The sequence below is a fragment of the Sphingosinicella terrae genome (genome assembly GCF_003347635.1).
GTDB classification, from domain to species: Bacteria; Pseudomonadota; Alphaproteobacteria; order Sphingomonadales; family Sphingomonadaceae; genus Allosphingosinicella; species Allosphingosinicella terrae.
Genome location: NZ_QDFY01000001.1, coordinates 633,977 through 657,436, shown reverse-complemented (window position 1 = coordinate 657,436; position 23,460 = coordinate 633,977). Strand labels below are relative to the sequence as shown.

General features: G+C 67.4%; 19 protein-coding genes and 1 riboswitch. Of the genes, 14 read left to right on the top strand and 5 right to left on the bottom strand.

The genetic code is table 11. The features are described 5' to 3' along the window. The first annotated feature begins 11 nt into the window (after positions 1-11). Positions 12-2,255 (top strand): EAL domain-containing response regulator, encoded by a 2,244-nt coding sequence (locus DDE10_RS03070; RefSeq protein ID WP_284734411.1) that lies wholly within the window; start codon positions 12-14, stop codon positions 2,253-2,255. 77 nt (positions 2,256-2,332) lie between these two features. After that, positions 2,333-4,333: a response regulator gene (locus tag DDE10_RS03065; protein WP_162806240.1), complete on the top strand. Its 2,001-nt coding sequence runs from the start codon at positions 2,333-2,335 to the stop codon at positions 4,331-4,333. A gap of 78 nt (positions 4,334-4,411) precedes the next feature. On the opposite strand, the gene DDE10_RS03060 is transcribed toward DDE10_RS03065, so the two are convergent. The 3 genes from DDE10_RS03060 to ftsZ all read right to left on the bottom strand — a co-directional run bounded on the left by DDE10_RS03060 (position 4,412) and on the right by ftsZ (position 9,203). Further along, positions 4,412-4,783 (bottom strand): response regulator, encoded by a 372-nt coding sequence (locus DDE10_RS03060; protein WP_284734410.1) that lies wholly within the window; start codon positions 4,781-4,783, stop codon positions 4,412-4,414. Between the two features lie 205 nt (positions 4,784-4,988). Continuing rightward, a complete protein-coding gene (locus DDE10_RS03055; RefSeq protein ID WP_114951218.1) occupies positions 4,989-7,574 on the bottom strand; it encodes a PAS domain-containing protein in 2,586 nt (861 codons plus the stop codon). A 204-nt stretch (positions 7,575-7,778) separates the two neighbouring features. Next, on the bottom strand, positions 7,779-9,203 hold the full coding sequence (gene ftsZ, locus DDE10_RS03050; RefSeq protein WP_284734409.1) for a cell division protein FtsZ: 1,425 nt from the start codon (positions 9,201-9,203) through the stop codon (positions 7,779-7,781). Positions 9,204-9,465: 262 nt separating this feature from the next. Between ftsZ and DDE10_RS03045 the strand changes: the two genes are divergently transcribed. The 8 genes from DDE10_RS03045 (at position 9,466) to DDE10_RS03010 (ending at position 17,840) form a co-directional block, all read left to right on the top strand. Next, positions 9,466-9,936, top strand: a complete 471-nt coding sequence (locus DDE10_RS03045; protein ID WP_162806238.1) for a hypothetical protein — start codon at positions 9,466-9,468, stop codon at positions 9,934-9,936. Positions 9,937-9,945: 9 nt separating this feature from the next. Next, positions 9,946-10,377: a hypothetical protein gene (locus tag DDE10_RS03040; protein WP_114951215.1), complete on the top strand. Its 432-nt coding sequence runs from the start codon at positions 9,946-9,948 to the stop codon at positions 10,375-10,377. A gap of 218 nt (positions 10,378-10,595) precedes the next feature. Continuing rightward, positions 10,596-13,382, top strand: coding sequence for a cyanophycin synthetase (gene cphA / locus DDE10_RS03035; RefSeq protein WP_284734408.1), 2,787 nt, complete (start codon positions 10,596-10,598; stop codon positions 13,380-13,382). Between the two features lies 1 nt (position 13,383). After that, positions 13,384-14,256 carry an isoaspartyl peptidase/L-asparaginase family protein gene (locus DDE10_RS03030; RefSeq protein WP_284734407.1) on the top strand — a complete coding sequence of 291 codons (873 nt, stop codon included), beginning with the start codon at positions 13,384-13,386 and terminating at the stop codon, positions 14,254-14,256. Further along, entirely contained in the window at positions 14,253-15,065 is an 813-nt protein-coding gene (locus DDE10_RS03025) for a cyanophycinase (RefSeq protein WP_114951214.1), read from the top strand. The genes DDE10_RS03030 and DDE10_RS03025 overlap by 4 nt, the downstream gene beginning before the upstream one ends. Positions 15,066-15,173: 108 nt before the next feature. Next, positions 15,174-16,364 carry an acyl-CoA dehydrogenase gene (locus tag DDE10_RS03020; protein WP_114951213.1) on the top strand — a complete coding sequence of 397 codons (1,191 nt, stop codon included), beginning with the start codon at positions 15,174-15,176 and terminating at the stop codon, positions 16,362-16,364. Positions 16,365-16,376: 12 nt separating this feature from the next. Then, positions 16,377-17,501, top strand: a complete 1,125-nt coding sequence (locus DDE10_RS03015; protein WP_114951212.1) for a CaiB/BaiF CoA transferase family protein — start codon at positions 16,377-16,379, stop codon at positions 17,499-17,501. 84 nt (positions 17,502-17,585) lie between these two features. Beyond that, positions 17,586-17,840, top strand: coding sequence for a hypothetical protein (locus tag DDE10_RS03010; RefSeq protein WP_114951211.1), 255 nt, complete (start codon positions 17,586-17,588; stop codon positions 17,838-17,840). Positions 17,841-17,869: 29 nt separating this feature from the next. Here DDE10_RS03010 and DDE10_RS03005 read toward each other — a convergent pair whose 3' ends face one another. Together DDE10_RS03005 and rpmE are read right to left on the bottom strand one after the other, a co-directional pair. Further along, the gene (locus DDE10_RS03005; protein WP_114951210.1) at positions 17,870-18,451 is read right to left on the bottom strand and encodes a GNAT family N-acetyltransferase; all 582 of its coding nucleotides are present in this window, start codon (positions 18,449-18,451) and stop codon (positions 17,870-17,872) included. Beyond that, positions 18,448-18,678, bottom strand: coding sequence for a 50S ribosomal protein L31 (rpmE, locus tag DDE10_RS03000; RefSeq protein WP_114951209.1), 231 nt, complete (start codon positions 18,676-18,678; stop codon positions 18,448-18,450). The genes DDE10_RS03005 and rpmE overlap by 4 nt, the downstream gene beginning before the upstream one ends. Positions 18,679-18,782: 104 nt before the next feature. Then, positions 18,783-18,981: riboswitch (cobalamin riboswitch) on the top strand. Between the two features lie 94 nt (positions 18,982-19,075). On the opposite strand from rpmE, the gene DDE10_RS02995 reads away from it, so the two are divergent. Genes DDE10_RS02995 through DDE10_RS02980 form a run of 4 tightly spaced genes read left to right on the top strand, consistent with a single transcriptional unit; the run spans position 19,076 to position 23,406 of the window. Then, complete coding sequence (locus tag DDE10_RS02995; protein WP_114951208.1) at positions 19,076-20,932, top strand: TonB-dependent receptor plug domain-containing protein; 1,857 nt, start codon at positions 19,076-19,078, stop codon at positions 20,930-20,932. After that, positions 20,922-21,743 (top strand): ABC transporter substrate-binding protein, encoded by an 822-nt coding sequence (locus DDE10_RS02990; protein WP_162806235.1) that lies wholly within the window; start codon positions 20,922-20,924, stop codon positions 21,741-21,743. Before DDE10_RS02995 ends, DDE10_RS02990 begins: the two co-directional genes overlap by 11 nt. Beyond that, complete coding sequence (locus tag DDE10_RS02985; protein ID WP_114951206.1) at positions 21,740-22,708, top strand: FecCD family ABC transporter permease; 969 nt, start codon at positions 21,740-21,742, stop codon at positions 22,706-22,708. Before DDE10_RS02990 ends, DDE10_RS02985 begins: the two co-directional genes overlap by 4 nt. Continuing rightward, positions 22,705-23,406: an ABC transporter ATP-binding protein gene (locus tag DDE10_RS02980; RefSeq protein WP_114951205.1), complete on the top strand. Its 702-nt coding sequence runs from the start codon at positions 22,705-22,707 to the stop codon at positions 23,404-23,406. The genes DDE10_RS02985 and DDE10_RS02980 overlap by 4 nt, the downstream gene beginning before the upstream one ends. Positions 23,407-23,460: the final 54 nt, after the last annotated feature.

Sequence of the window (23,460 nt, the reverse complement as noted above, 5' to 3'; positions counted from 1 at the left end):
GTACAACTACAATGCAGACGCCGAAAACTATCCTCATCGTCGACGATAATCCGATCAACCTCGGGGTACTCGTCGACCACCTCGAGGACCATGGCTACGAAGTGATCGTCGCGCAGGGCGGAGCGGAAGCGATCAAGCGGGCAGAATTCGTGCAGCCTGACCTGATCCTGCTCGATGTCATGATGCCGGGCCTCGACGGGTTCGAAACCTGCCGGAGATTGAAGTCGGGTGCGGCGACGAGCGCGATACCGGTCATCTTCATGACCGCGCTGATCGACATCCACGATAAAGTCGCGGCCTTCGCCGCGGGCGGCGTCGACTATGTCAGCAAACCGTTTCAGAACGAGGAACTGCTGGCGCGGGTTCGGACCCATATCGAGCTTCGCAGCGTCCAGCGCCGGCTGGCCGCGCAGAATCTGGAGCTTCAGAACGAGATGGGAGCAAGGCGCGCGGCCCAGTCGGCGCTGCGTGCCTCAGAGCTGCAATATCGACGCCTCTTCGAAACCGCCACCGACGGCATCCTGCTGCTGGACAGCCTTTCCGGCGAGGTAACCGATGCCAATCCGGCTTTCGTCGCCATGGTGGGATTGCCGCGCAATTTGCTGGTCGGCCGCGTGCTGAACGAGATCGGCAGCTTCCGCGCGGTCGGCGCAGCCAAATCATGCCTCTCGGACCTGCACGAATTCGGTTCGATCAAATATGACGACTGGGTTCTCCAATCCGGCGACGGATCGCCGATCGCCGTCGAGGTGGTCGGGAGCTGCTACGAAGCCGATGGCAGTCCCATCGTGCAGTTCAGCTTCCGCAACATCAGCGACCGCAGGGCCGCCGAGGCCCGCGCTCTCTACATGGCGCATCACGATGCCCTCACCGGCCTGCCCAATCGGCTTCTTCTCGCCGACAGGCTGAAGATGGCAATGGCGAACGCCCGCCGCAATCACAAGCGCGCGGCCGTGCTGATGCTCGACCTCGACCATTTCAAGCATATAAACGATTCGCTGGGCCACCATATCGGGGACAAGCTTCTCGAAGGCGTCGCCGCTCGTCTTCGCTCTTCGCTGCGAGCGACCGACACGGCCGCTCGCATCGGCGGTGACGAATTCGTCGTCATTCTGCCCGACCTCGAAAACGCGGAAGACCCCGCGATCGTCGCCGAGAAGATCCGTGGCCTCCTTGCCGACCCGTTCGTTATCGGAAACCTGGACTTGCGCATCGGCTGCAGCATCGGCGTGAGCGTCTATCCGGGCGACGGCGAAGATGGGGGCGCCCTGCTCCGGGCGGCCGACATCGCCATGTACCATGCGAAGGAAAGCGGAAGGAACACGCAACGCTTCTTCACGCCCGAGCTGAACGCCGCGGCCCAGCGCTGGCACCTGCTGTCGAACGATGTGCGGGGGGCGTGGTCGCGCGGCGAGTTCGTGCTTCACTACCAGCCGCAGATCTCGCTCGCGACCAAGACCGTTGCCGGCCTCGAAGCCCTGCTGAGATGGAACCACCCGACCGAGGGTCTCATCGCGCCGGCACAGTTCATCCCCATCCTCGAGGAGCTCGGGATGATGGCTGAAGTTGGCGCCTGGGTGCTTCAGACGGCCTGCCGGCAGAACGCGCAGTGGCAGCGACAGGGCATCCCGCCCGTGCGCCTCGCGGTCAATGTCTCGGCCCAGCAATTCTACCGGGGCGACATCGTGAAGACCGTGCAGGAATCGCTGAGCGCGGCGGGCCTGGAGCCGCACTGGCTCGAGCTCGAGCTGACCGAAAGTCTCAGCTTGGACGAAACCGACGTCACCGTCGGCACGATGCGCAGGTTGAAGGCGCTGGGAGTGACGCTTTCGGTCGATGATTTCGGAACCGGCTGGTCCTCGCTTTCCTATCTGCGCCGATTCCCGCTCGACCGGATCAAGATCGATCGGTCGTTCATGCGCGATCTCGCCACCCATTCGACGACGGCGACCGTGGTGCAGTCCATCCTGAACCTCGCGCGCAATCTCGGGCTCAACTGCGTCGCAGAAGGAGTCGAGACGACGGAGCAGCTCAGCTACCTGCAGGACGAACTCTGCGGCGAGATCCAGGGCTTCCTGTTCAGCGAGGCCCTGCCCGCTCATGACCTGCCAAGTCTGCTCACCTCGAGCGACTGGCTTCATCGCCTGATGTTGCGGCCCGAAGCCGAACAGGGGGCCGGCGTGCTCGCCAGCCTTGGCGAACGCGTGGGTTTCGCGACCCAGCTGACCGATGACCTCCGGGCGTCGGGGGCATGAACAACGTCGTTGATCACCCCGGCGCGGCCATTCGATTTCCTGGGATCAAAGATGCGGAAAAGCACGAGGGGGCGGCGATGAGCCATGCGGATTCAGCGGACGAGATCGTGCAGACGATCCTTATCGTCGACGACAACCCGGTCAATCTCGGCGTGGTCGTCGAACATCTCGAGGATCACGGCTTCGACATAGCCGTCGCGCAGGGCGGCGAAGAGGCCATCGGAAGGGCTGAGTTCGTACGGCCGGACCTGATCCTGCTCGACATCATGATGCCCGGGATCGACGGGTTCGAGACCTGCAGGCGCCTCAAGGACAAGGACGAGACCCGGGACATCCCCGTCATCTTCATGACGGCGCTGGCCGACGTCAACGACAAGGTCGCTGCCTTCGCCGCGGGCGGCGTCGACTATGTCGGCAAGCCTTTCCAGATCGAGGAATTGCTGGCTCGGGTGAAGATGCATCTCGAGCTGCGGAGGATCCAGAGAACCCTGCTCGACCAGAATCGGGAATTGCACGAAGAGATCGACGCGAGACGCGCCGCCGAAACGGCTCTGCGCAGCTCCGAGCTGCGCTATGGCCGCCTGTTCGAGGATGCGACCGACGCGATCGCCTTGATCGATCCCGAAACCGGCAGGGTGGACGAAGCCAATCCCGCCTTTCTCGCCATGCTCGGCTACGACCGCGCCGACTTGCTCGGTCGCCGCGACTGGGACGAATTGTGGCCGGACGAAACGCGCCAGTCGCTCCGTTCGGCGGTTGCCCGTGCGATGAAGGGCAGCACCGACCGCTTCTCGGCCTTCTGCCCGACCGTGACGAAGCAGCCGAAATGGTGTGATTTCGTGGTCACGCCGATCAAGACCGACGAGGGCGAAGTCGCCCAGATCCTCGCCATTGCCCGCGACGTCACCGAAGTTCGCGATCTCGAGGATTCCATCCGCCACGCGCAGAAGATGGAGGTGGTCGGGCAGCTTACCGGCGGCCTGGCGCACGACTTCAACAATCTCCTGGCGGTCATCATCGGCAATCTCGATCTCGTCGAGGAGGATCTCACCGACGAGACGCTCGCCGAGCCGGTCAGGGAGGCGATCGCTGCCGCACTGCGCGGACGCGATCTCAACCAGCAGCTTCTGGCATTCTCGCGTCGGCAGGCGCTCGCCCCTGTGTCGGTGAATATCAACGAACTGGTCTCGACCACGGGCAAACTTTCGGCGCGCACGCTCGGCGGATCGGTCGACGTGCAGCTGCAACTGTCCGATGCTCTCTGGTCCGCGAAGGTTGATCCGGCCCAGCTCGAATCGGCTATTCTCAACCTGCTGATCAACGGCCGCGATGCCATGCCCAATGGCGGCGCCATCGTCATCGAAACCGCGAATCAGACCGTCGGACCCGAGCAGCGTCTCTCGCGAGGGCTCGACCTCAGTCCCGGCACCTATGTCGTGATAACCGTAACCGATACCGGCGAAGGCATGTCGCCAGAAACCTTGGAGCGGGCGTTCGAACCCTTCTACACCACCAAGGGAGTCGGCGCGGGAAGCGGACTCGGCCTCAGCATGGTCTATGGATTCGTCCGGCAATCGGGCGGCCAGGTAAGGATCCGCAGCGAGGTCGGGCACGGCACCTCGGTTCAGCTTTACCTTCCCCAATGCCGGGACAGCATCACCGACCAGAGCGTCGACGATGAAGCCGAGGCCCTTTGCAGGGGCAAGGGCGAGACGATCCTGCTCGTCGAGGACGATGATGCCGTTCGGAAGGTCACGGCTCGGCAGCTCGAGCAGCTCGGCTACCGCGTCGTCATCGCTTCGAGCGGCGCCGAGGCCCTCGCCGCGATGGACGAGCATCCCAAGCTGGACCTGCTGTTCACCGACGTCGTGATGCCCGGGGGCATGAATGGTTTCGAGCTTTCTCAGGAGGCGACCAACCGATCGCCCGGGCTGAAGGTTCTCCACGCCAGCGGCTATACCGACAGCCTCGAGCTTCCGGTGAGGCCGAATGGCGAAACCGTGAGTCTTCTTCCCAAGCCGTATCGCAAGTGGGAAATGGCCGCCAAGGTGCGGGAGATCATAGACTGCGCAGCCTGATCTCTGCGAACCGAGGCAAAGATCGATTGGGCCGCTCCGGTTCCTCGCCTCGGCGGCCTCAAGGACGAAGCACCACGTTCAGCTCAGGTCGCCGAACAGGCGCTGAATCTTCGCTCTGAGGTCGGCTGCGCGGAAGGGTTTCACGACATAGTCGCTGACGCCGAGCGACACTGCCTTCTCGACGATCGAGCGCTCGCCCGATCCGGTTAGCATGATGACGTGCGGGTTGTTGGTGGCCGGGTCTTTCCGGATCCTGGCCAGAAGCTCCAAGCCGTCCATCTCCGGCATCGTGTAATCCGAGATGACCAACTGGAAGCGACCCGAGCGCGCGAGGGCGAGCGCCTCGACAGGGCTCGCCGTGCATCGAATTCCGGTAATGCCGAATCCCTCGAGAATGCGCTGAACCAAGGTTCGCATCTGTCCCTGGTCATCGACGATGATGACGTTCAATGCCGACGCTGAGGTCATGTCCGTTCCTGCGTTCCCGGCGATCCTTCCGCCTGTGCCAATTGTCCAGAAGCCTCATCGTTCCAGCGCCTGGGATTAGCCGGTGGTTCCCAGAACTCCAACCCACGTCCGTAGCGCGTCGGTACGTCGAGAATTTTCCCTGGCCCAGACGGGCGATTGCGAGGTCTCCCGAGGGGCATTTGTCAGCTCAGGCCGCTCGTGCCCGAGCCGCGTCGTCTCGGCCGCCTCGGTCGCCTCCTTGCAGCGTGAAGCCGATCGAGGTGCCGCCCTCCTGCCCCGGCTCCACCCACATGCGGCCGCCATGCGCCTCGACGATCGTGCGGCAGACGGCGAGACCGATCCCGGCTCCCTTCTCCTTGGTCGAGACGAAGGGCTCGAACAGCCTGAGCGCCACGCCTTCGGATATTCCGGGGCCGCGATCATCCACCCGGATCTCGACATCGCCTCGGACATTGACCGAGGCCTGGATGGCGATCTCGGGCCGGGTCGCCTCGTCCTTCATGGCCTCGATCGCATTGCGGATCAGATTCACCAGGACATGCTGGATCTGGACGCGATCGACGAGAACACGGTTCGCATTGCGCGGGATCGCAAGCTTCACCTGCACGGCGTTCTGCGGAAGGCCGGCGAGGGCGACACGGGCGGCATCGCCGATCAGTTGCGAGAGCGGCTCCGGCTGGCGTTCGAGGCGGATCAGGGCTGTCTTGTTCTGGATCCTGCGGACGATCCCGCCGGCGAGCCTGGCGCTCGTCTCGGCGCCGTCGAGCGCCGCCGTCACGTTCGGATCGCTGCCGGCCGGGCGGCGCGACAAAGCAAGCTTGAGGCCTTGGACGTAATTGGTGATGGCGGTGAGCGGCTGGTTGAGCTCGTCGGCCAGCGACGCCGCCATGGCACTTATCGCGCCGACCTGGGCGGCGTTGAGCAGTTCGGCCTCGAGCCGGCTGAGTTTCTCGGCCGATCGGGCCTCTTCGCTGTGATCGATATTGAGCCCGATCATCCGGCGACTTCCGTCCTCGTGGACGGCGAGCTTGCCCATGCCCATGATCGTGCGGACTTCTCCGCTCGGATGGACGACCCGGAAAGTGATCGAGAATGGCTGGCCGGTCGCCGCCGCCTCTTCGATGGCGCCGAGGGCTTCGTCGAGATCGTCAGGGTGAACCCGCGACTGCCATTCGGCGAGGTCCATTTCATCGGGTGCGTTCGACGAAAAGCCGAACATCGTGCGGCTGTTGCGCGACAGCAGCACGCGTCTTGTATCGAGATCATAATCCCACAGGCCGGCGCCGGCTGCGTCCTGAGCGAGCTTGATGCGCTCATTGGCCTCGACGATCCGCGCCTTCAGCGCCTTGAACGTGCCGATGTCGGTGCTGATCGCGACCATTCGGAGCGCGGCGCCGGAGACGGAATCGCGAGCGACCACCCGGCCGCGGTCGAGATTCCACTGCCACTGGCCGTCGCGCGCACGGATGCGATACTCGCACACGAAATTGTCCGTCCTTCCGGCCAGATGCTCGCGGATTCGATCCTTCAATCGGCCCTGGTCGGCGGGGTGGATGAGACGCAGGATCTGGCGAATCCCTGCCTCGAGCGGCATCTCGCCATAATCCAGGCGCTCGGCATAGCGGCGGGACAAGTGGATCTGGCCGGTGCGCAGGTTCCAGTCCCAGGTCCCGTCGCCCGACGCCTCGAGCGCGAGCCGCAGCCGCTCCTCGCTCTGGCGCAGCTCGGCATCGGCGGTGCGCTCACCGGTGAGGTCGCGAAAGAAGATCTGGAGCCCGCTCGGAATCGGCCGCACATTGACGGCGAACCAGCGGCTGCTGTCCGGGGAGAAGAACTCGAACGAAGCAGCGCAGCGTTCCTCGGCGGCACGCTGGAGCTCGGTCCCGGCGACCGTTTGGCGAAGTTCTGGAAGCAAATCCCAGACATTCTGGCCGAGGAGATCGGTGCCGTCCGACAGCGCCTGCCGGGCGTTGCCGTTCAGGAAGGTGACGTTGAATTGCCGGTCGAGCAGGAGCACGCAATCGGTCGAGCCTTCAAGGGCGTCGAGCACCGGCGGCAGCAGCTCGTCGAGAGGGCGTGGGGCCGCCGGCTGAACGGGTTTGCCACGGCGGCCGATCATCGGCGCGAGCGCGGCGGCGGTCGGTGCCTGCCCCTCTCCTTCCTGCTCGAGCGGCGTAAGCTCCGCGTCGAGCGCGATCCGGATCGCATCCGCCGCGGAATCGACGCCGAGATCCACCATCATCGTCGAGCGGTGCATTTCCACGGTACGCGGGCTCAGTCCGAGCCTGCGCGCCATCTCCTTGTTGGTCATGCCGGCGACGAGGCCGCGAAGGACTTGCATCTCGCGCTGCGACAGCGGCTGCAGGCGGCCCGCGGCCGCGCGCCGGGCCTCGTCGCGCTTCTTGCCCCGGCCGCCCCCGGCCAGAGCCCGCTCGAGCGCCGTGATGAGCGCTCGCTCCTCATAGGGCTTCTGGAGGAAATCGACGGCGCCGCTCTGAAGCGCCTGCACGGCGATGGTCACGTCGCCATGGCCGGTGAGCATGATCACCGGGACCGTCACGCCCGCTTCCGAAAGGCGATCGAGGACCTCGAGGCCGGAAAGGTCCGACATTCTGAGGTCCAGAAGAACGCACCCACCGTCGAGCTGCGCCTGTTCGAGGAACTCGCTGCCGCTCGCGTAGATGCGTGTCGAGTAGCCGTGGCTGGAGAGAAGAAAGCTGGTTGCGCCGCGGACTGACGGATCGTCGTCCACGATATGGATGGTTTGCGACATGACCTGGTGGAATCCCTGTAACAACGGCAGGAATATAGTTAATGCAGATCAGCGCTGTCGGAAACCTAGTGGAATATCTTACAGTGTTTGCCGCGTACCGTTCATCCGATGGTCATCGATTCTGTCCCTGGACAGTCATTGTTCCTGGTCTGTCTGAGCCATTACGGCCCCGGCACTGAGCCGGGGCCGTGATTGACCCTCCGATCAGGCGGCGTGGCGCCGATCGAGGAAGACCGGACCGCGGCGAGCGGTGACCGGATCGACCTCGCGACCGCGCTGGACGACGGCGCCGCGCGCGGCCATCGCCATCCGCTCGAACAGGCTCGGTCCGCGCATCGCCTCGGCGATCGCGCCCGGCGCCCGCGGTTGCGGCGGGCTCGGCGGCACCGGCCGCAGCAGTCGGTCGGCGCCGAGCAACAGCTCCTCCACCGGCTCCAGCTGCACCGCCTCGTCGAAATAGGCGCTCGTGGCAGGCTCCGGAATCTCGATCTCCGGCGGAGTCAGCACGATCTTCGGGGCGGGGACTGGCTCGGAAGCGGGGCGCACCCGCGCGACGGCGACCGGAGCCGGGGAAACTGCCGGTCTCGTCGAAGCGGGCGCCGGCTTGGCGTCGCGCACCAGCGCCCTCGCCGGCGCCTTTTCAACGATCTTCCTGAGCAAGGCAGCGTCGACCGCGGGCGCGGCGGCCGCCGCTTCGCCGTTGATGCCGGTGGCGACCACGGACACGCGAATGCGGCCTTCGAGCTCGGGATTGAAGGATGAGCCCCAGATGATGTCAGCCTCGGGATCGACGAGACCGCGGATATGGTTGGCGGCTTCATCCACCTCCATCAGGCGCATGTCCTGGCCGCCGCTGATCGAGATGAGCAGACCGCGGGCGCCGTTCAGTGATTCGTCGAGCAACGGATTGGCGATGGCGGCCTCGGCAGCGCGCAGGGCGCGGTCGTCGCCACCGGCCTCGCCGGTGCCCATCATCGCGCGGCCCATCTCGGCCATGACAGTGCGCACGTCGGCAAAGTCGAGATTGATGAAGCCCGGCATGGTCATCAGGTCCGTGACCCCGCGAACGCCCTGCTGGAGCACCTCGTCGGCCAAGTCGAACGCCTGCTTGAAGGTCGTGTTCGGGCTGGCGATGCGGAACAGGTTCTGGTTCGGGATGATGATCAGGCTGTCGACCTGCTGCTGGAGCGCCTGCAGCCCCGCCTCGGCGGCGCGCGCGCGTCGCTCGCCTTCGAACCCGAACGGCTTGGTGACGACGCCGACGGTGAGAATGCCCATGGCCTTGGCCGCGCGGGCGATCACCGGAGCAGCGCCGGTGCCGGTGCCGCCGCCCAGGCCGGCGGCGATGAAGCACATGTTGGCGCCTTCCAGGATCCGCTCGATCTCGGCGAAGGATTCCTCGGCAGCGGCGGCGCCGACTTCGGCCCGCGATCCGGCGCCGAGACCTTCGGTGGTGCGCCGGCCGAGCTGAAGAATACGATCGGCCGAAGAAGCGCGAAGCGCCTGCGCGTCGGTATTGGCGACGACGAACTCGACGCCGCTGACATTGCTGCGGATCATGTTGGCCACCGCATTGCCGCCGGCGCCCCCGACTCCGACGACAACGATACGCGGGCTCAGCTCTTCCATGCCCATAACTACTTCAATCATGTTGCCCCACTCCGAAGATGGTGTCGGCCACATGCCGACGCTGTTTTACGATGGATTAACCATATTGCGTTTGCCGGTTAACGGCATAGCCCCGTATGAATACTGGCGATGTACCGAGGGATTCCGGTTAACCGTAGAATCCCGGCCCCGTATCTATACGAATAGTCCCGGCAGCTCCGGCGTCATACCTGCCCCGTACGCGGCGTCGTGGTTAACGGCGCCCGGTCATGGGGTCGGGGACTTGGTTGAACATCCTTTCACCGGTAGCGGAGTAGCAGCGGTCGACGCCAGTGGCCGGCTGCGTCTGCCTTCGTCCGTACAGGCGACGATGAACCGGCGGGGCGCCGGCGGGACCCTGCTGATCGGCACGCATGACAGCGATCCCTGCCTCGTCGCCTATGAGCCGGCCTACGCCACTATCATCCATCTCGACATCGAGCGGCGCAGGATTGCCGAGCAGGCGGCCGCGCCGCACCTTCATCCTGCCCGCGCACGCCGGGCCTTCGGCTTCGTCGAAGCCGCCGATGTCGAGAGCGGCGCCGTCACCCTGCCCCCGCTGATGCGCCGCCGCGCGCGGATCGGCGGGAACGCGCTCATTCTCGGCACCGGCGGAACCTTCGAAATCTGGGATGCCGCCATCGCTCTCGAAAAAGGCGACGCGGACCTTCGCGAACTCGCCGCCTTCCATCTCGACACCAAGTTAGCTGCATAGGAGTTCCGAATGCGCCTCGACTGCCTGATTGGCCATCACAAGCCTCTCCCCGCCAACATCCGCAACCAGGGCTTCGAGTTCGGCACCTGCAGCCGCTGCGGCCGTGACATGGTGCGCTCGGGTCGTTCCTGGCGCGGGGTCCCGCGCGGCTTTCGCGTCGTCTGGCGCCAGTCGGCGCGCCGTGCCGCCGCCGCTCACGCCGCCGCTTCCGGGCGTCGCCGCCGCGGCGCCACACATGCGACCGGCCATGTCCCGGCACGCCGTCGGCCCGCCGGCCTGGCGCGCCGGGCCGTCGGTCTCGGCGATCTCCTGCGCGCCGCGATGCGGGTGCTTCTGTGGGCGGTCAGCGATAGATGGAAGGGTTTGTCCATGCGCGGCATCGGAATATGGATGCGCGCGCTGCCGGGCCGCGAAACCGCCCTTCCGCTGCCGCCCCCCTGAGACCCGCTCGGACATCGTTCGCGCCTGCTTTCGAAGAGGCCCGACCACCGCTCGTCCGACGCGGTAGTCGGGCCCTTATACCGTTGGGACAGGGCGGTTTTCTGATCTGGATCAAGACGATTGTTCCGGAACGCCAATGGTCGTCCGGCCGTTGTGCGCGATGAAGTCATTCGATCTGGCCACGGCCATGATCTTGCCTTTCATCCAGGGAGCTTTGCTTGTCGGACCAGTCCGTCTTCTTCGGCGCCTCGTCGGACGCCGTCACGCGCCTGCTCACCCAGCCGGTCCGGGTGCTCGAGACCGGCGTCTATCGGGGCCCTCATTATTACAGCCACACCCCGATGGTGCGGATCCAGCTCGACCTCGGCCGCATGGAAGACTGGCCCAGCGACAGGATCGAAGGCTTCGCCGATCGCCTGCTGGCGATGTTGCCGGGCCTCGACGCCCATGGCTGCTGCTTCGGCCGGCGCGGCGGCTTCGTCCGCCGGCTTCGCGAGGGCACCTGGCTTGGGCATATCTTCGAGCATGTTGCGCTCGAGCTCCAGACCATGGCGGGGGACCGCCTCACGCGCGGAAAGACCCGTTCGGTAAAGGGCCGGCCCGGCGTCTATAACGTCATGTACGCGTATCGCGACGAGGGCGTCGCCCTCGCCGCGGGACGCTGCGCGCTCGAGCTGGTCGATTCGCTCCTTCCGGCCGACCTTCGCGGGGTCGAGGACCTCGACCGAATCCATGCCGCGCAAGCCGAGTTCGACCTCGAGACGCGGCTCGCCGACCTTCGCCGGATGGTCAGGGACAGCAGCTTCGGCCCGACCACGCAGTCGCTGATCGACGCTGCACGCCGCCGCGGGATTCCCGTTATCCGTCTCGACGAGCGCAGCCTGATCCAGCTGGGCTACGGCTGCAGGCAGCAGCGGATCCGCGCCAGCATCACCGGACGTACCTCGCTGGTTGCGGTCGAGATCGCCGGCAACAAGGACCTCACCAAGAAGCTGCTTGCCGATTCGGGGCTGCCGGTCCCGCGCGGGACGGTCGTCCGCACGATCGAGGAAGCGTTGCGCCAGGCCAATCGGCTCGGCTTCCCGCTCGTCACCAAGCCGCTGGACGGCAATCACGGCCGCGGCGTCACCACCGGCATCGAAAGCGAGGCGCAGCTGCGCTTCGGCTTCGACCTTGCCCGACGCCACGGCCGCCAGATCGTGCTCGAGCAATATTTCCCCGGCCGCGATCATCGCATCCTCGTCGTCAACGGCCAGCTCGTCGCGGTCGCTGAGCGCGTCCCGCCGCAGGTCAAGGGTGACGGCACGCGCACGATCGCCGAGCTGATCGGCATGCTCAACGAGGATCCGCGCCGGGGCGAAGGTCATGAGAAGGTGATGACCAGGATCCGGGTCGACGAGCATCTGGTCGACCATATTGCTCGCGCCGGGTTGACGGTCGACAGCGTTCCGGCCGCCGGCGAGGTCGTCGAGCTTCGCGACACCGCCAATCTCTCCTCCGGCGGCAGCGCGATCGACCGTACCAACGATATCCATCCCGAGAATATCGAAATCGCCCGGCGCGCCGCCGCGATCATCGGGATCGACGTTGCCGGGATCGACTTCATCGCCCCCGACATCAGCCGTTCCGTCCGCGAAACAGGTGGCGGCATCATCGAGGTCAATGCGGCTCCCGGCTTCCGCATGCATCTTGAGCCATCGCAGGGCGCGCCGCGCGACGTCGCCAGCCCGGTCATCGACATGCTCTTCCCGCGCGGCTGCCGCGGCCGGATTCCGATCATCGCCATCACCGGCACAAACGGCAAGTCGACCGTCGGACGGATGGTCAATCATATCCTGCGCTATACGGGTCGCACGGTGGGCCTCACCTCGACGAGCGGCGTCTATGTGAACGACCTGCTCGTCGCAGAGGGCGATGCCACCGGACCGCGCAGCGCGAGCATGGTGTTGCGCGATCCCAGCGTCGAAGTCGCCGTACTCGAGACGGCACGTGGCGGTATCCTTCGCGAAGGCCTGGCTTTCGCCGAGGCCGACATCGCCTGCGTGCTCAACGTCGCCGCCGACCATCTTGGGCTCAAGGGCATCGAGACGCTCGAGGATCTCGCCCGATTGAAGTCGCTGATCACCGAGACGGTACCGCGAGACGGCACGACCATCCTCAATGCGGACGATCCGCTGACGGTGCGGATGGCGCGCCGTGCCGGCGGCAGCATCATCTGGTTCTCACTCCATGGCGGCGACGACATGCCCGAATGCCTGCGCCGCCACATCGACCGGGGCCGCACTGCGGTCGTGAGGGAGCCGGGCGAAGATGGCGGCTGTCTCGTCCTCCACAGCGGCGGCCGGCGCGAGGTGATCATGCCGGCAAGCGACATTCCGGCGACGATCCATGGCGCCGCCACCTTCAACATCGCGAATGCGCTCGCCGCCTGCGCCATCGCCGTCGCGCACGACGTGCCGCTCCTCACCATCCGGTCGGCCTTGTCGGGGTTCCGATCGAGCTTCGAGCAGAATCCGGGGCGGCTCAACGTCCATGACGCCCACGGCTTCCGGATCATCGTCGACTATGCACACAATGCCGCCGGCCTTTCCGCGATCGGCGACCTCATCGACGGGCTGCGCCACCGATATCAGCGGACGATCGGCGTCCTCTCCATCCCGGGCGACCGTCGCGACGAGGACATATTGGAGATGGGCCGGCTCGCCGCCGGCATCTTCGAGGAGCTTTATTTCCGGGAGGATCCGGGGACCCGCGGTCGCCCACGCGGGCAGATCATGAACCTGCTCAAACAGGGCGCGCTCGAATGTGGCGCCGATCCGGACCGTATCCGCCTCGTCACCGGCGAGCCCGAGGCGACCGAAGCGGCCCTGCGTGCCGGCCGGCCCGGCGATCTCATGGTGATCACGCCGACCGACGTCTCCGCGGCATGGAAGCAGGTTTGCGACTTTGCGCCCGCCGGGGCGACGGACAGCGCGGCCAGACGCCCTCTCTACGCGGCCGAATAGGATGATGCCGGGTCAGGGCAGATGGGCCCTCGCCGTCCACGGCGGGGCCAAGCTGATCGCGCCGGACGCGCGGGAAGGCAATCGCCGCGGTTGCCTGGCGGCCCTCGCCGCCGGGAGGACGGTGCTGACGCGCGGCGGCAGCGCGATCGACGCGGTCGAGGCCGCGGTCCGCATTCTCGAGGCCGATCCGACCTTCAATGCGGGCAAGGGGTCTGCGCTCACGGGCGAGGGCGAGATCGAGATGTGCGCTGCGATCATGAGCGGGGTCGATCTGGCGGTCGGGGCGGTCGGCGTGATCAAGGCGGTTCGACACCCGATCAGCGTTGCCAGGCTTCTCATGCCGGAGGACGAGATCCTCGTCGCCGGCCCCGGCGCACGGCGTTTCGCGGCCGAAAAAGGCGCCGAGCTGTGCGACCCCGAGGAACTGGTCGTTGAAAAGCAGCGCCGGGAGCTGGCCGAGCACGACACGGTCGGTGCCGTTGCGCTCGATACGGCAGGCAACCTGGCTGCGGCGACCTCCACCGGTGGCCTTCCCGGCGCGAAGCCGGGACGGATGGCCGACAGCGCCCTCCCCGGCTGCGGCTATTATGCGGACAATGCGATCGGCGCGCTGGCGCTCTCCGGCAAGGGCGAGGCGATCGCGCGGCTCGCCATCTCCTCGGAGGTCATCCGGCTGATGCCGGAAATCGGGCCGGAAGCGGCGCTGGAGCGCCCGCTGTCGAAATTGCCGCATCTCGGCGGCGACGGCGGCGGCATCGCCATCCGAAAGGACGGCGCGATCGGCTGGTGGCACAATAGCCCCCATTTCGCCGTTGCAACGGCAAGCGCCGCGCAGCCCGCCGGCCGCGTCTGGCTGAACAAGGACGAAGCATGACCGATTCGCGCCGGCAAGGCTGCCTGATCATCATCGGTGGAGGCGAGGACCGCGATCCGAAGGGGCGGCGGACCATCCTGCGCGAGGTCGCTCGAAAAATACACGGTGGCAAGCTGGTCCTCGCCACCGTCGCCAGCCATCAGCCGGAAGGCTATTTCGACGAGTATGAGACGGCATTCGGCGATCTCGACATCGGCGAGCTGGTCGAGCTCTATGTCGAGGATCGCTGCGAGGCCGGGGATCGCGACAAGCTCCTGGTGCTCGACGATGCCGCCGGCATCTTCTTCTCCGGCGGCGACCAGCTTCGCATCACCAGCCAGATCGGCGACAGCGGAATCGAGGCCAAGGTGCGGGCGCTGTTCGACCGTGGCGGCGTCATCGCCGGCACCTCCGCCGGGGCTTCGGTGATGAGCGACGTCATGCTTGTCCGCGGCACCAGCGCCGAGACCCATCGGATCGGTGATCTCCACATGGCGCCCGGCCTCGGACTGATCCGCGACGTCATCATCGATCAGCATTTTGCCGAGCGCGGCCGTTTTGGCCGGCTGATCGGCGCCGTCGCGCACAATCCGCGCATCCTCGGCATCGGCATAGACGAGGATACGGCGGCGTTGGTCGAAGGCGACCGCTTCGAGGTGATCGGCAGCGGCGCCGTCTATGTCGTCGACGGTGCGGGCGTCACCCACAGCAACGTTGCCGAGGCGGATCTCGATCGGGTCCTCTCCATGCACGGCGTTCGTGTCCACGTGCTCGGCACCGGCGACCGCTTCGACCTGCGCGAGCGAAAGCCGATCCCGGCACGCGAATAGCCTCGCGACGGGACGGCCGGCTGCGACCGCAGCCCGAAGTCCAGCCGCCCCCTTCCTTGATCGCCGCCGAACCGCTACCGCCCGCTCGAACTCGAGACGGGGAAGAAGATGGCGGAACCGACGATCAGGACCTTCGACTGGGCGGACCCCTTCGCCCTCGATGCGCAGCTTTCGGACGAGGAGCGGATGGTCCGCGACACCGCCGAGGCCTTTTCGCGCGAGAAGCTCCAGCCACGCGTCACCAGCGCCTATCTCGACGAGCGGTTCGACCGCGAGATCATGAGCGAGATGGGTGAGCTTGGCCTGATCGGAGCGACGATTGCGCCCGAATATGGCGGCGCCGGTCTCAATTATGTGAGCTACGGCCTGATCGCCCGCGCCGTCGAGCGCGTCGACTCGGGCTACCGGTCGGCCATGTCGGTCCAGTCCTCGCTCGTCATGCACCCCATCAACGCCTACGGCACCGATGAGCAGAAGCGGAAATATCTTCCGAAGCTGGCCACCGGCGAGTGGGTCGGCTGCTTCGGCCTTACCGAGCCCGATGCCGGCTCCGACCCCGGATCCATGCGCACGCGCGCCGGAAAGATCGACGGCGGCTACCGCCTGTCCGGCGCCAAGATGTGGATCACCAACTCTCCCATCGCCGACGTCTTCATCGTCTGGGCAAAGTCGGACGCGCATGACGGCCGGATCAAGGGCTTCATCCTCGAGAAAGGGATGAAGGGCCTCAGCGCGCCGAAGATCGGGGAGAAATTGTCGCTGCGCGCCTCGATCACCGGTGAGGTGGTGATGGACGGGGTCGAGGTGCCGGAGGAGAATCTTCTTCCCAATGTCAGCGGCCTCGCCGGGCCGTTCGGATGCCTCAACCGCGCCCGCTATGGAATCGCGTGGGGATCGATGGGGGCGGCGGAAGCCTGCTACGAGGCCGCCCGCCGCTATACGCTGGAGCGCAAGCAGTTCGGCCGTCCGCTCGCCGCCACCCAGCTCGTCCAGCTCAAGCTCGCCAACATGGCGACCGAGATTGCGCTCGGCCTGCAGGCGGCGCTTCGGGTCGGCCGCCGGATCGACGAGGGCGAGCTCGTTCCCGAGGCGATCAGCCTGATCAAGCGCAACAATGTCGGCAAGGCGCTCGACATCGCCCGCGTCGCCCGCGACATGCACGGCGGCAACGGCATCAGCGCCGAGTTCCAGGTGATGCGCCACGCCGCCAATCTCGAGACGGTGAACACCTATGAGGGCACGCACGACGTCCATGCCCTCATCCTCGGCCGGGCGATCACCGGCCTCGCCGCTTTCTGAAGCGAGGTCCGGATGGACAAGCCGCTCAAGGGCCTCAAGGTCGTCGAGCTCGCCCGCATCCTTGCCGGTCCGTGGGCGGGCCAGCTCCTCGCCGACCTCGGGGCGGAGGTGGTCAAGGTCGAGCGTCCCGGCTCGGGAGACGATACCCGGGCCTGGGGGCCGCCCTTCGCCGCCGACGGCGCCGCCGCCTATTTCCACAGCTGCAATCGCGGAAAGTGCTCGATCGCGATCGATCTCGAGGACGAGGAGGGGCAGGCCCAGGTGCGCGCGCTCGTCCGCGAGGCCGACATCCTGATCGAGAATTTCAAGGCGGGCGGCCTCGCCAAATACGGCCTCGATTTTGCCACTCTCGAGACGGTCAATCCTCGCTTGATCTACTGCTCGATCACCGGCTTCGGCCAGGACGGCCCCTATGCCGCCCGCGCCGGCTACGACTTCATGATCCAGGGCATGGGCGGGATCATGGACCTGACCGGGGAGCCCGAGGGGACGCCTCAGAAGATCGGGGTCGCCTTCGCCGACATCTTCACCGGCGTCTATTCGGCGACGGCCATCCTTGCCGCGCTGCGTGGGCGCGAAGAGACCGGGCGCGGCTGCCATATCGACATGGCCCTCCTCGACACCCAGGTCGCAGTGCTGGCCAATCAGGCGATGAACTATCTGGTGTCCGGCGAGGCGCCCCACCGCCTCGGTAACGCCCATCCCAACATCGCGCCCTATCAGACCTTCGCCGTGGCCGACGGTCACCTGATCGTCGCCGTCGGCAATGACGGCCAGTTCCGCCGGCTGTGCGCGCTGCTCGGCCGTCCCGAGCTCGGCGCCGACCCGCGATTCGCCACCAATTCCGACCGGGTCGGAAATCGCGCGGCGCTGACCGGCGCGCTCGAGCCGGCTATAGCCACCTATCGCCGCGATGATCTCCTCGCCGCCCTCGCCGGCGCCGGGATCCCGGCCGGGCCGATCAACGATGTCGCCCAGGTCTTCGCCGATCCGCAGGTTCTGGCGCGGGGCCTTCGGATCGATCGCGGCGGCATCCCCGGGGTCGCGTCGCCGATCGTGATCGATGGCCGGCGTCAGGTCGCGGACGCTCCCAGTCCTCCGCTGCCGCCAGGACCGCAGGGCAGCACGCACGACTGAAATGCAGCGCGAACAGGAAGTTGCGTTCGACTTCTGGTTCGTCTACCGCCCCCGTCTGCGTTCACCGGGGGTGGAGAATCATCTATGAGGAAGCTGGCTTTTCTGGCCGCGGGCCTGTTTGTTTCGACGGCTGCCTTGGCGCAGGATCAGAACGGAACGTCTGGTGAGGGCGGATCGCAGCAGCGCAATGAGGCGCAGCGGCCGACGAATGCCGAGAGCAATGCCGATAGCGAGCGTCTGATCTGCCGCATGGTCGCGCGGACCGAAAGCCGGCTGAGCCGGCGCCGTGAATGCCGCACCCGCGCCGAGTGGAACAATCTCAGCCATCTCGACGACTGAGGTGCGTCTGGTCGGTCCGCCGCGCCTGATCAGGCGCGGCGCCGCCGGAACAGTTCGATCGGCTCGCCGCGATAGGTCGCCGTCTCGCGCTCGCTGAAGCCGGCTTTCTCGGCGACACGGATCGAGGCGCCGTTACCGGCGTCGATGATCGCGACGACCTGCGGCGCGACCAGGGCCACATCGGCCCACTTGAGTCCGGCCGCGACCGCTTCGCTGGCATAGCCAAGGCCGTGCGCTCCCGGGGCGAAGATCCAGCCCATCTCGGGCAAGCCTTCGATGGACGGCTCCATCGCCCGCTTGAAATCGGCGAACCCGACCTGCCCGATCATGGCGCCGTCCTCGCGCCGCTCCACCGCCCAATAGCCGTAGCCGAGCACGGTCCAGAGGCCGGCAGCGCCGATGACGCGCCGCCAGGCCTCCTCGCGCGAAAGCGCCACGCCGCCGACGTGACGCATGACCAGGGGGTCGCTGAGCATCGCGGCCTGGGGCTCGAGATCCTCTTCGCGAAAGCCGCGCAGCACCAGCCGCGCCGTCTCGATCCGAGGCGCGGCACGATGGGGAATCCCGACCGTTTCCGGGCCGACGATCGGCCCGGAAGCGCCGATCGTCATTTCTTGCCGAGAGTCAGGCCGCCGAAGCGCTTGTTGAAGCGGGCGACCTGGCCGCCCTGATCGAGCATGCGGGAGCCACCGCCGGTCCACGCCGGATGCACTTTGGGATCGATGTCGAGCTGAAGCGTGTCGCCTTCCTTGCCCCAGGTCGAGCGGGTCTCGAACACGGTGCCGTCGGTCATCTGCACCTTGATCATGTGGTAATCGGGGTGGGTTCCGGTCTTCATGTCGTTGTTCTTTCGTGATTTTGGCTGGTTCCGACCAGCCTCGAGAGCAATCAGAGGGGCGATCTAGCGACTGCGGCCGAGATTGACAAGGTTCGGACGAACGCTCTAGCTCGCCGCGCGAAGGTGCCGCCCCTCGAAAGGCGGTGAAAATGGGAAGCCGGTGAGAATCCGGCGCTGTGCCCGCAACTGTAAGCGGAGAGCCCCTCCCCTCCAAGTGGGGAGCGAGCCATTTCGGGTCTTCCACCCGAGACGGCTCAGGCAAGGACCCGCGAGTCAGGAGACCTGCCTTCGCCGTCGTCCGCACCCGGCCGGGATCAGCCTGCGGTGCGTGGCGTCGGACGGCAACGGCCGTGCGGCTCCTCCGAGACGACAGTGAACGTCGTTGGAGGAACCGAACATGCTGCCTATTTCGATCATTGCTCTTGCCGCCGCGGCCCAGGCCGAGCCGGCGATCGTCGTCACCGCGTCTCGCGAGCCCTCGGCCGCGGACGCCGCACCGGCTTCAAGCACGATCCTGCCCGAACCCCTGATCGAGCGCCTGTCTCTGCCTTCGGCCGCCGACTTGCTCAGGCTGACCCCAGGCGTGTCCGTGGCGACCACCGGGCCGCGGGGAACGCAGACGCAGCTGCGCCTGCGCGGCGCCGAGGCCGGCCACACGCTGCTGTTCGTCGACGGCATCCGCTTCAACGACCCCGCCGCCGGCAACGAGCCGCGCTTCGAGCTGCTCTCGGCCGACCTCCTGGCGCGGCTCGAGATCGTCCGCGGACCGCAATCGGCTCTATGGGGCGCGGAGGCGCTCGGCGGGGTCATCGCGGCGGAGACGGCCGATCCCCTGCGCCGCCGCGGCTTCGACGGCCTTGCCGAATATGGAAGCCTCGACAGCGTCCGCCTGCTTGGCCGCGCCGCCCTTGGCAGCGAGACCACCGGCGTGACCGCCGCCGCCGGCTGGCAGAGCAGCGACGGCATAGACTCGTTCGGCGCCGGCGGTGAGCGTGACGGCTTCGATCAGCTCATGCTGAGCGCGAAGGCCGTCCACCATGCCGGCGCCGTCGAGCTGGGCGCGGTCGGTTACTGGATCGAGGGCCTCAGCGAGTTTGACGGGAGCGATCCCGTCACCTTCCTGCGCGCCGACACGCTCGACGAGACGGAGAACCGGATCGGCGCCGTTCGCGCCTGGGCGCGCGGGGAGTGGGACGACTGGTCGGCGCAGGCGGAGGTCGCCTATCTCGACAGCGCCAACCGCAATCGTCTCGACGACACGCCGGTCAATGCCACGTTCGGCGATCGGCTGAGCCTCGGCGCCCAGGTGACGCGGCAGATCGGCCGCCATCGGATGACCGCCGCGGTCGACCATCAGGCAGAGGATTTCCGCGCCCGTGACACCGGCTTCGGCGGCGCGACCGACCAGGAGCGCTCGCGTAGCCTGACCGGCCTGGTCGGCGAATGGCGGGCCGACTGGAACGACGTCGTCGCCACTGATCTCGCCGTGCGCCACGACAGCTTCAGCGCCTTCGCCGATGCGACCACCTTCCGCGCCGCCTTGCTCGTCCGCCCCGCCCGGGGCTGGGTCCTTCATGGCGCCTATGGCGAGGGGATCGCGCAGCCGACCTTCTACGACCTCTATGGCTTCTTCCCCGCCACCTTCGTCGGCAATCCGGCGCTCAGGCCGGAACGCTCCCGCGCCTGGGAAGTGGGCCTGCGGTGGCAAGGGCGGGACGTGAGCCTCGGGCTGACCGGCTTCAGCGCCCGACTGCGCGATGAGATCATCGACGTCTTCGACCCCGACACCTTCCTGTCCAGCACCGCCAACGCCGACGGCCGCAGCCGCCGGGACGGGATCGAGTTCGAGGCGGAATGGCGCCATGCCGAATGGCTTGTCCTCGGCGCAAACTACACGTTCATCGATGCCGGCGAGCAGCGCGTCTCCGGCACCGACCTGGTCAGGGAAGTGCGCCGCCCGCGCCATAGCGCCAACCTGGTCGCCCATGGCGAGAGCGGCCGCCTGCGCTGGGGAGCTTCGCTCGCCTATGTCGGAGCGCGCCGTGACACCGATTTCGATCTGTTCCCGGCTCGGACGGTGAGTCTGGGTGATTATGCGCTCGCCTCGTTGAATGTCGGCTGGCGCGTGCTGCCGCAGCTGGAGCTGTATGGCCGGATCGAGAATGCCTTCGACTCGGACTATCAGGACGTGGTGGGGTATAATACGGCGGGACGGACGGTGCATGCGGGTCTTCGCGTCGCTTTTGGCGATTAGCCTGGCGCTGGCGGCGGCGGCCTGCGACCCGGCCGTGCCGCCGGCCGCGGCCGTGCGTGCGGCCGCCCCGGTGCCCGCGGACCGGCCGATGCGCGTCGCCTCGCTCAATCTGTGCACCGACGAACTGCTGCTCGCGCTCGCCGCACCCGAGCAGATCGTCTCGGTGACCCATCTTGCCCGCAGCGAGGCGGAAACACCCTTGTGGCGGCTCGGGCGCCGCCATCGCCGCAACGACGGTACCCTGCTTTCGGTCGCTCCGCTCCGCCCCGACCTCGTCGTCACCGTGGGTGGCGGCGGACGCGATCGGCTGCGCATTGCCGAGCAGCTCGGCATTGCGACCCTCGACCTCCCCTTCTCGCAGAGCCTCGACGACGTCGAGCGGAGCATCAGGCGCGTGGCGGCGGCGCTCGGTCGACCGACGGCCGGCGAGGCGCTGCTGCAGCGGCTGGCGCGGCTCGAGGCCAGTCCCCCGGCGACGCGCCGCGACGCGCTCTGGCTTGGCGGAGGCGGGCGCACCTACGCCGCCCACGGCCTGGGCGCCGAGTGGATGGCGCTGGCCGGCCTCGCACAGCGACCGGTGACCGGCGATCGCGTCGGGCTGGAGACCCTCATCGTCAGCCCACCGGACGTGCTGCTGCGCAGCGACTATCGTGTCGGCCAATATTCCGGCGAACAGAAGTGGCTCGAACATCCTGCCGCCCGCCACGCCCGCGCCGGACGCACCCTCGCCACGGACGGACGGCGCTGGACCTGCATGGGTCCGCTCCTCATCGACGAGGTCGAGCGGTTGCGGCGGGAGCTCGCGCGGTGAGGGCCACGCTCTCCTTGCTCTCCTCGTTGCTGGTCGCGGCATTCCTCCTGTCGCTGCTGCTGCCTTGGGCGCCGCTCGCCGCCTTGTTCGAGCAGGATCGGGACCTCGCCTGGGGCGTGCTGGCCGAGCTCAGGCTGCCGCGCGCCGCGCTGGCGCTGATCTACGGCGCCGCGCTCGGCGCATCGGGTGCGGCGATCCAGGCGCTGTTCGCCAACCCGCTCGCGTCCCCGGACCTCACTGGCACGACCAGCGGCGCCGCGCTCGGCGCGGTGGTGACCGCCTACCTGATCGGCTTCTCTTCGCCGATCGCGCTGTCGGTCGGCGCGGTCGCCGGAGCGCTCGGCGCCCTGGCGCTGCTCCTGCTGCTCGCCGGCCCGCGCGCCGAGACCGCGACCCTGCTCCTCGCGGGGCTGGCGATCAGCGCGCTCGCCGGGGCCCTCACCACCCTGGCGCTGGCGCTCGCCCCCTCCCCCTTCGCATTCTACGACGCCTATGACTGGCTGATGGGTTCGCTCGCCGATCGCAGCCTCGCCCAGACCGCCTTTGCCGGTGTTCCGGCGCTGGTCATGATCGTCTGGCTGCTGCGGCTGGTCCGGCCGCTGGACAGCCTCGCGCTCGGCGAGGAGGTCGCCCAGTCGCTCGGGCACGACATATTGGGGCTGCGTATCCGCATCGTCTGCCTGACGGCCCTCGGGGTCGGGGCCTGCGTCGCGATTTGCGGCGCGATAGGATTCATCGGCCTGGTCGCGCCTATCTTCGCCCGACGACTCAGCCACAGTCATCCCGGCCGCGCAATCCTGCCCGCCGCCGCCATCGGGGCGCTGCTGCTCATCGCCGCCGACCTCGTCTCACGGCTGGCGCCGCTCGGCAGGACATTGCCGATCGGCGTCGTCACCGCTTTGCTCGGAGCCCCCTTCTTCCTGTGGCTGGTCGCCCATATGCGCTGGCGGCTCGGCGCGTCATGATGCGGCTCGAAGCGACCGGGCTCGCGCTGCCGGGGCGTCTCGACGAGACCGGGCTGACGCTCGCCGCCGGCGAGATGACCTGCCTCATCGGACCCAATGGCAGCGGCAAGACCAGCCTCCTCCACGCGCTTGCCGGCATCGGCCACCCGGCAGGCGAGGTGAGGATCGACGGCGCTGACCCCCGCCGTGCGATCGCGGCACGGCGCGCGCGGCTGATCGCCTACCTTCCCGCGACCCGAGAGCTTCGCTGGCCGCTGGCGGCGCGTGACCTCGTCCTTCTCGGCGGCGCCGACGAAGGGGAAGCCCTGGCGGCGATGTCCGACCTGGACCTCGAGGCGGTCGCCGACCGCCGCGTGGACCGTCTGTCGACCGGCGAGCGGAGCCGGGTCCTGATCGCCCGAGCGCTGGCGCCGCGGCCGAGACTGTTGCTGCTCGACGAGCCGACGGCGAATCTCGATCCGCTCTGGCAGATCCGGCTGATGGACATGCTGAAGCTCAGCCTGCGCGAGCATGACCAGACGGCGCTCGTCGCCATTCACGATCTCGACGCCGCCGCCCGCTTCGGCGACCGGCTGATCGTCATGGACAAGGGGCAGATCGCGGCGGACGGGACTCCTCAGGCGATCTTCGCCGGGCCGTGGATCGCGGATATTTTCGGGATCGAGAAGCGAGACGGCGTCTGGCAGCCGGCCGCGTGAGCTGAGGCTGCGCGCCGCTGCGGAGCGAGATGCCCTGGGCCGGGCCTGGTTTCG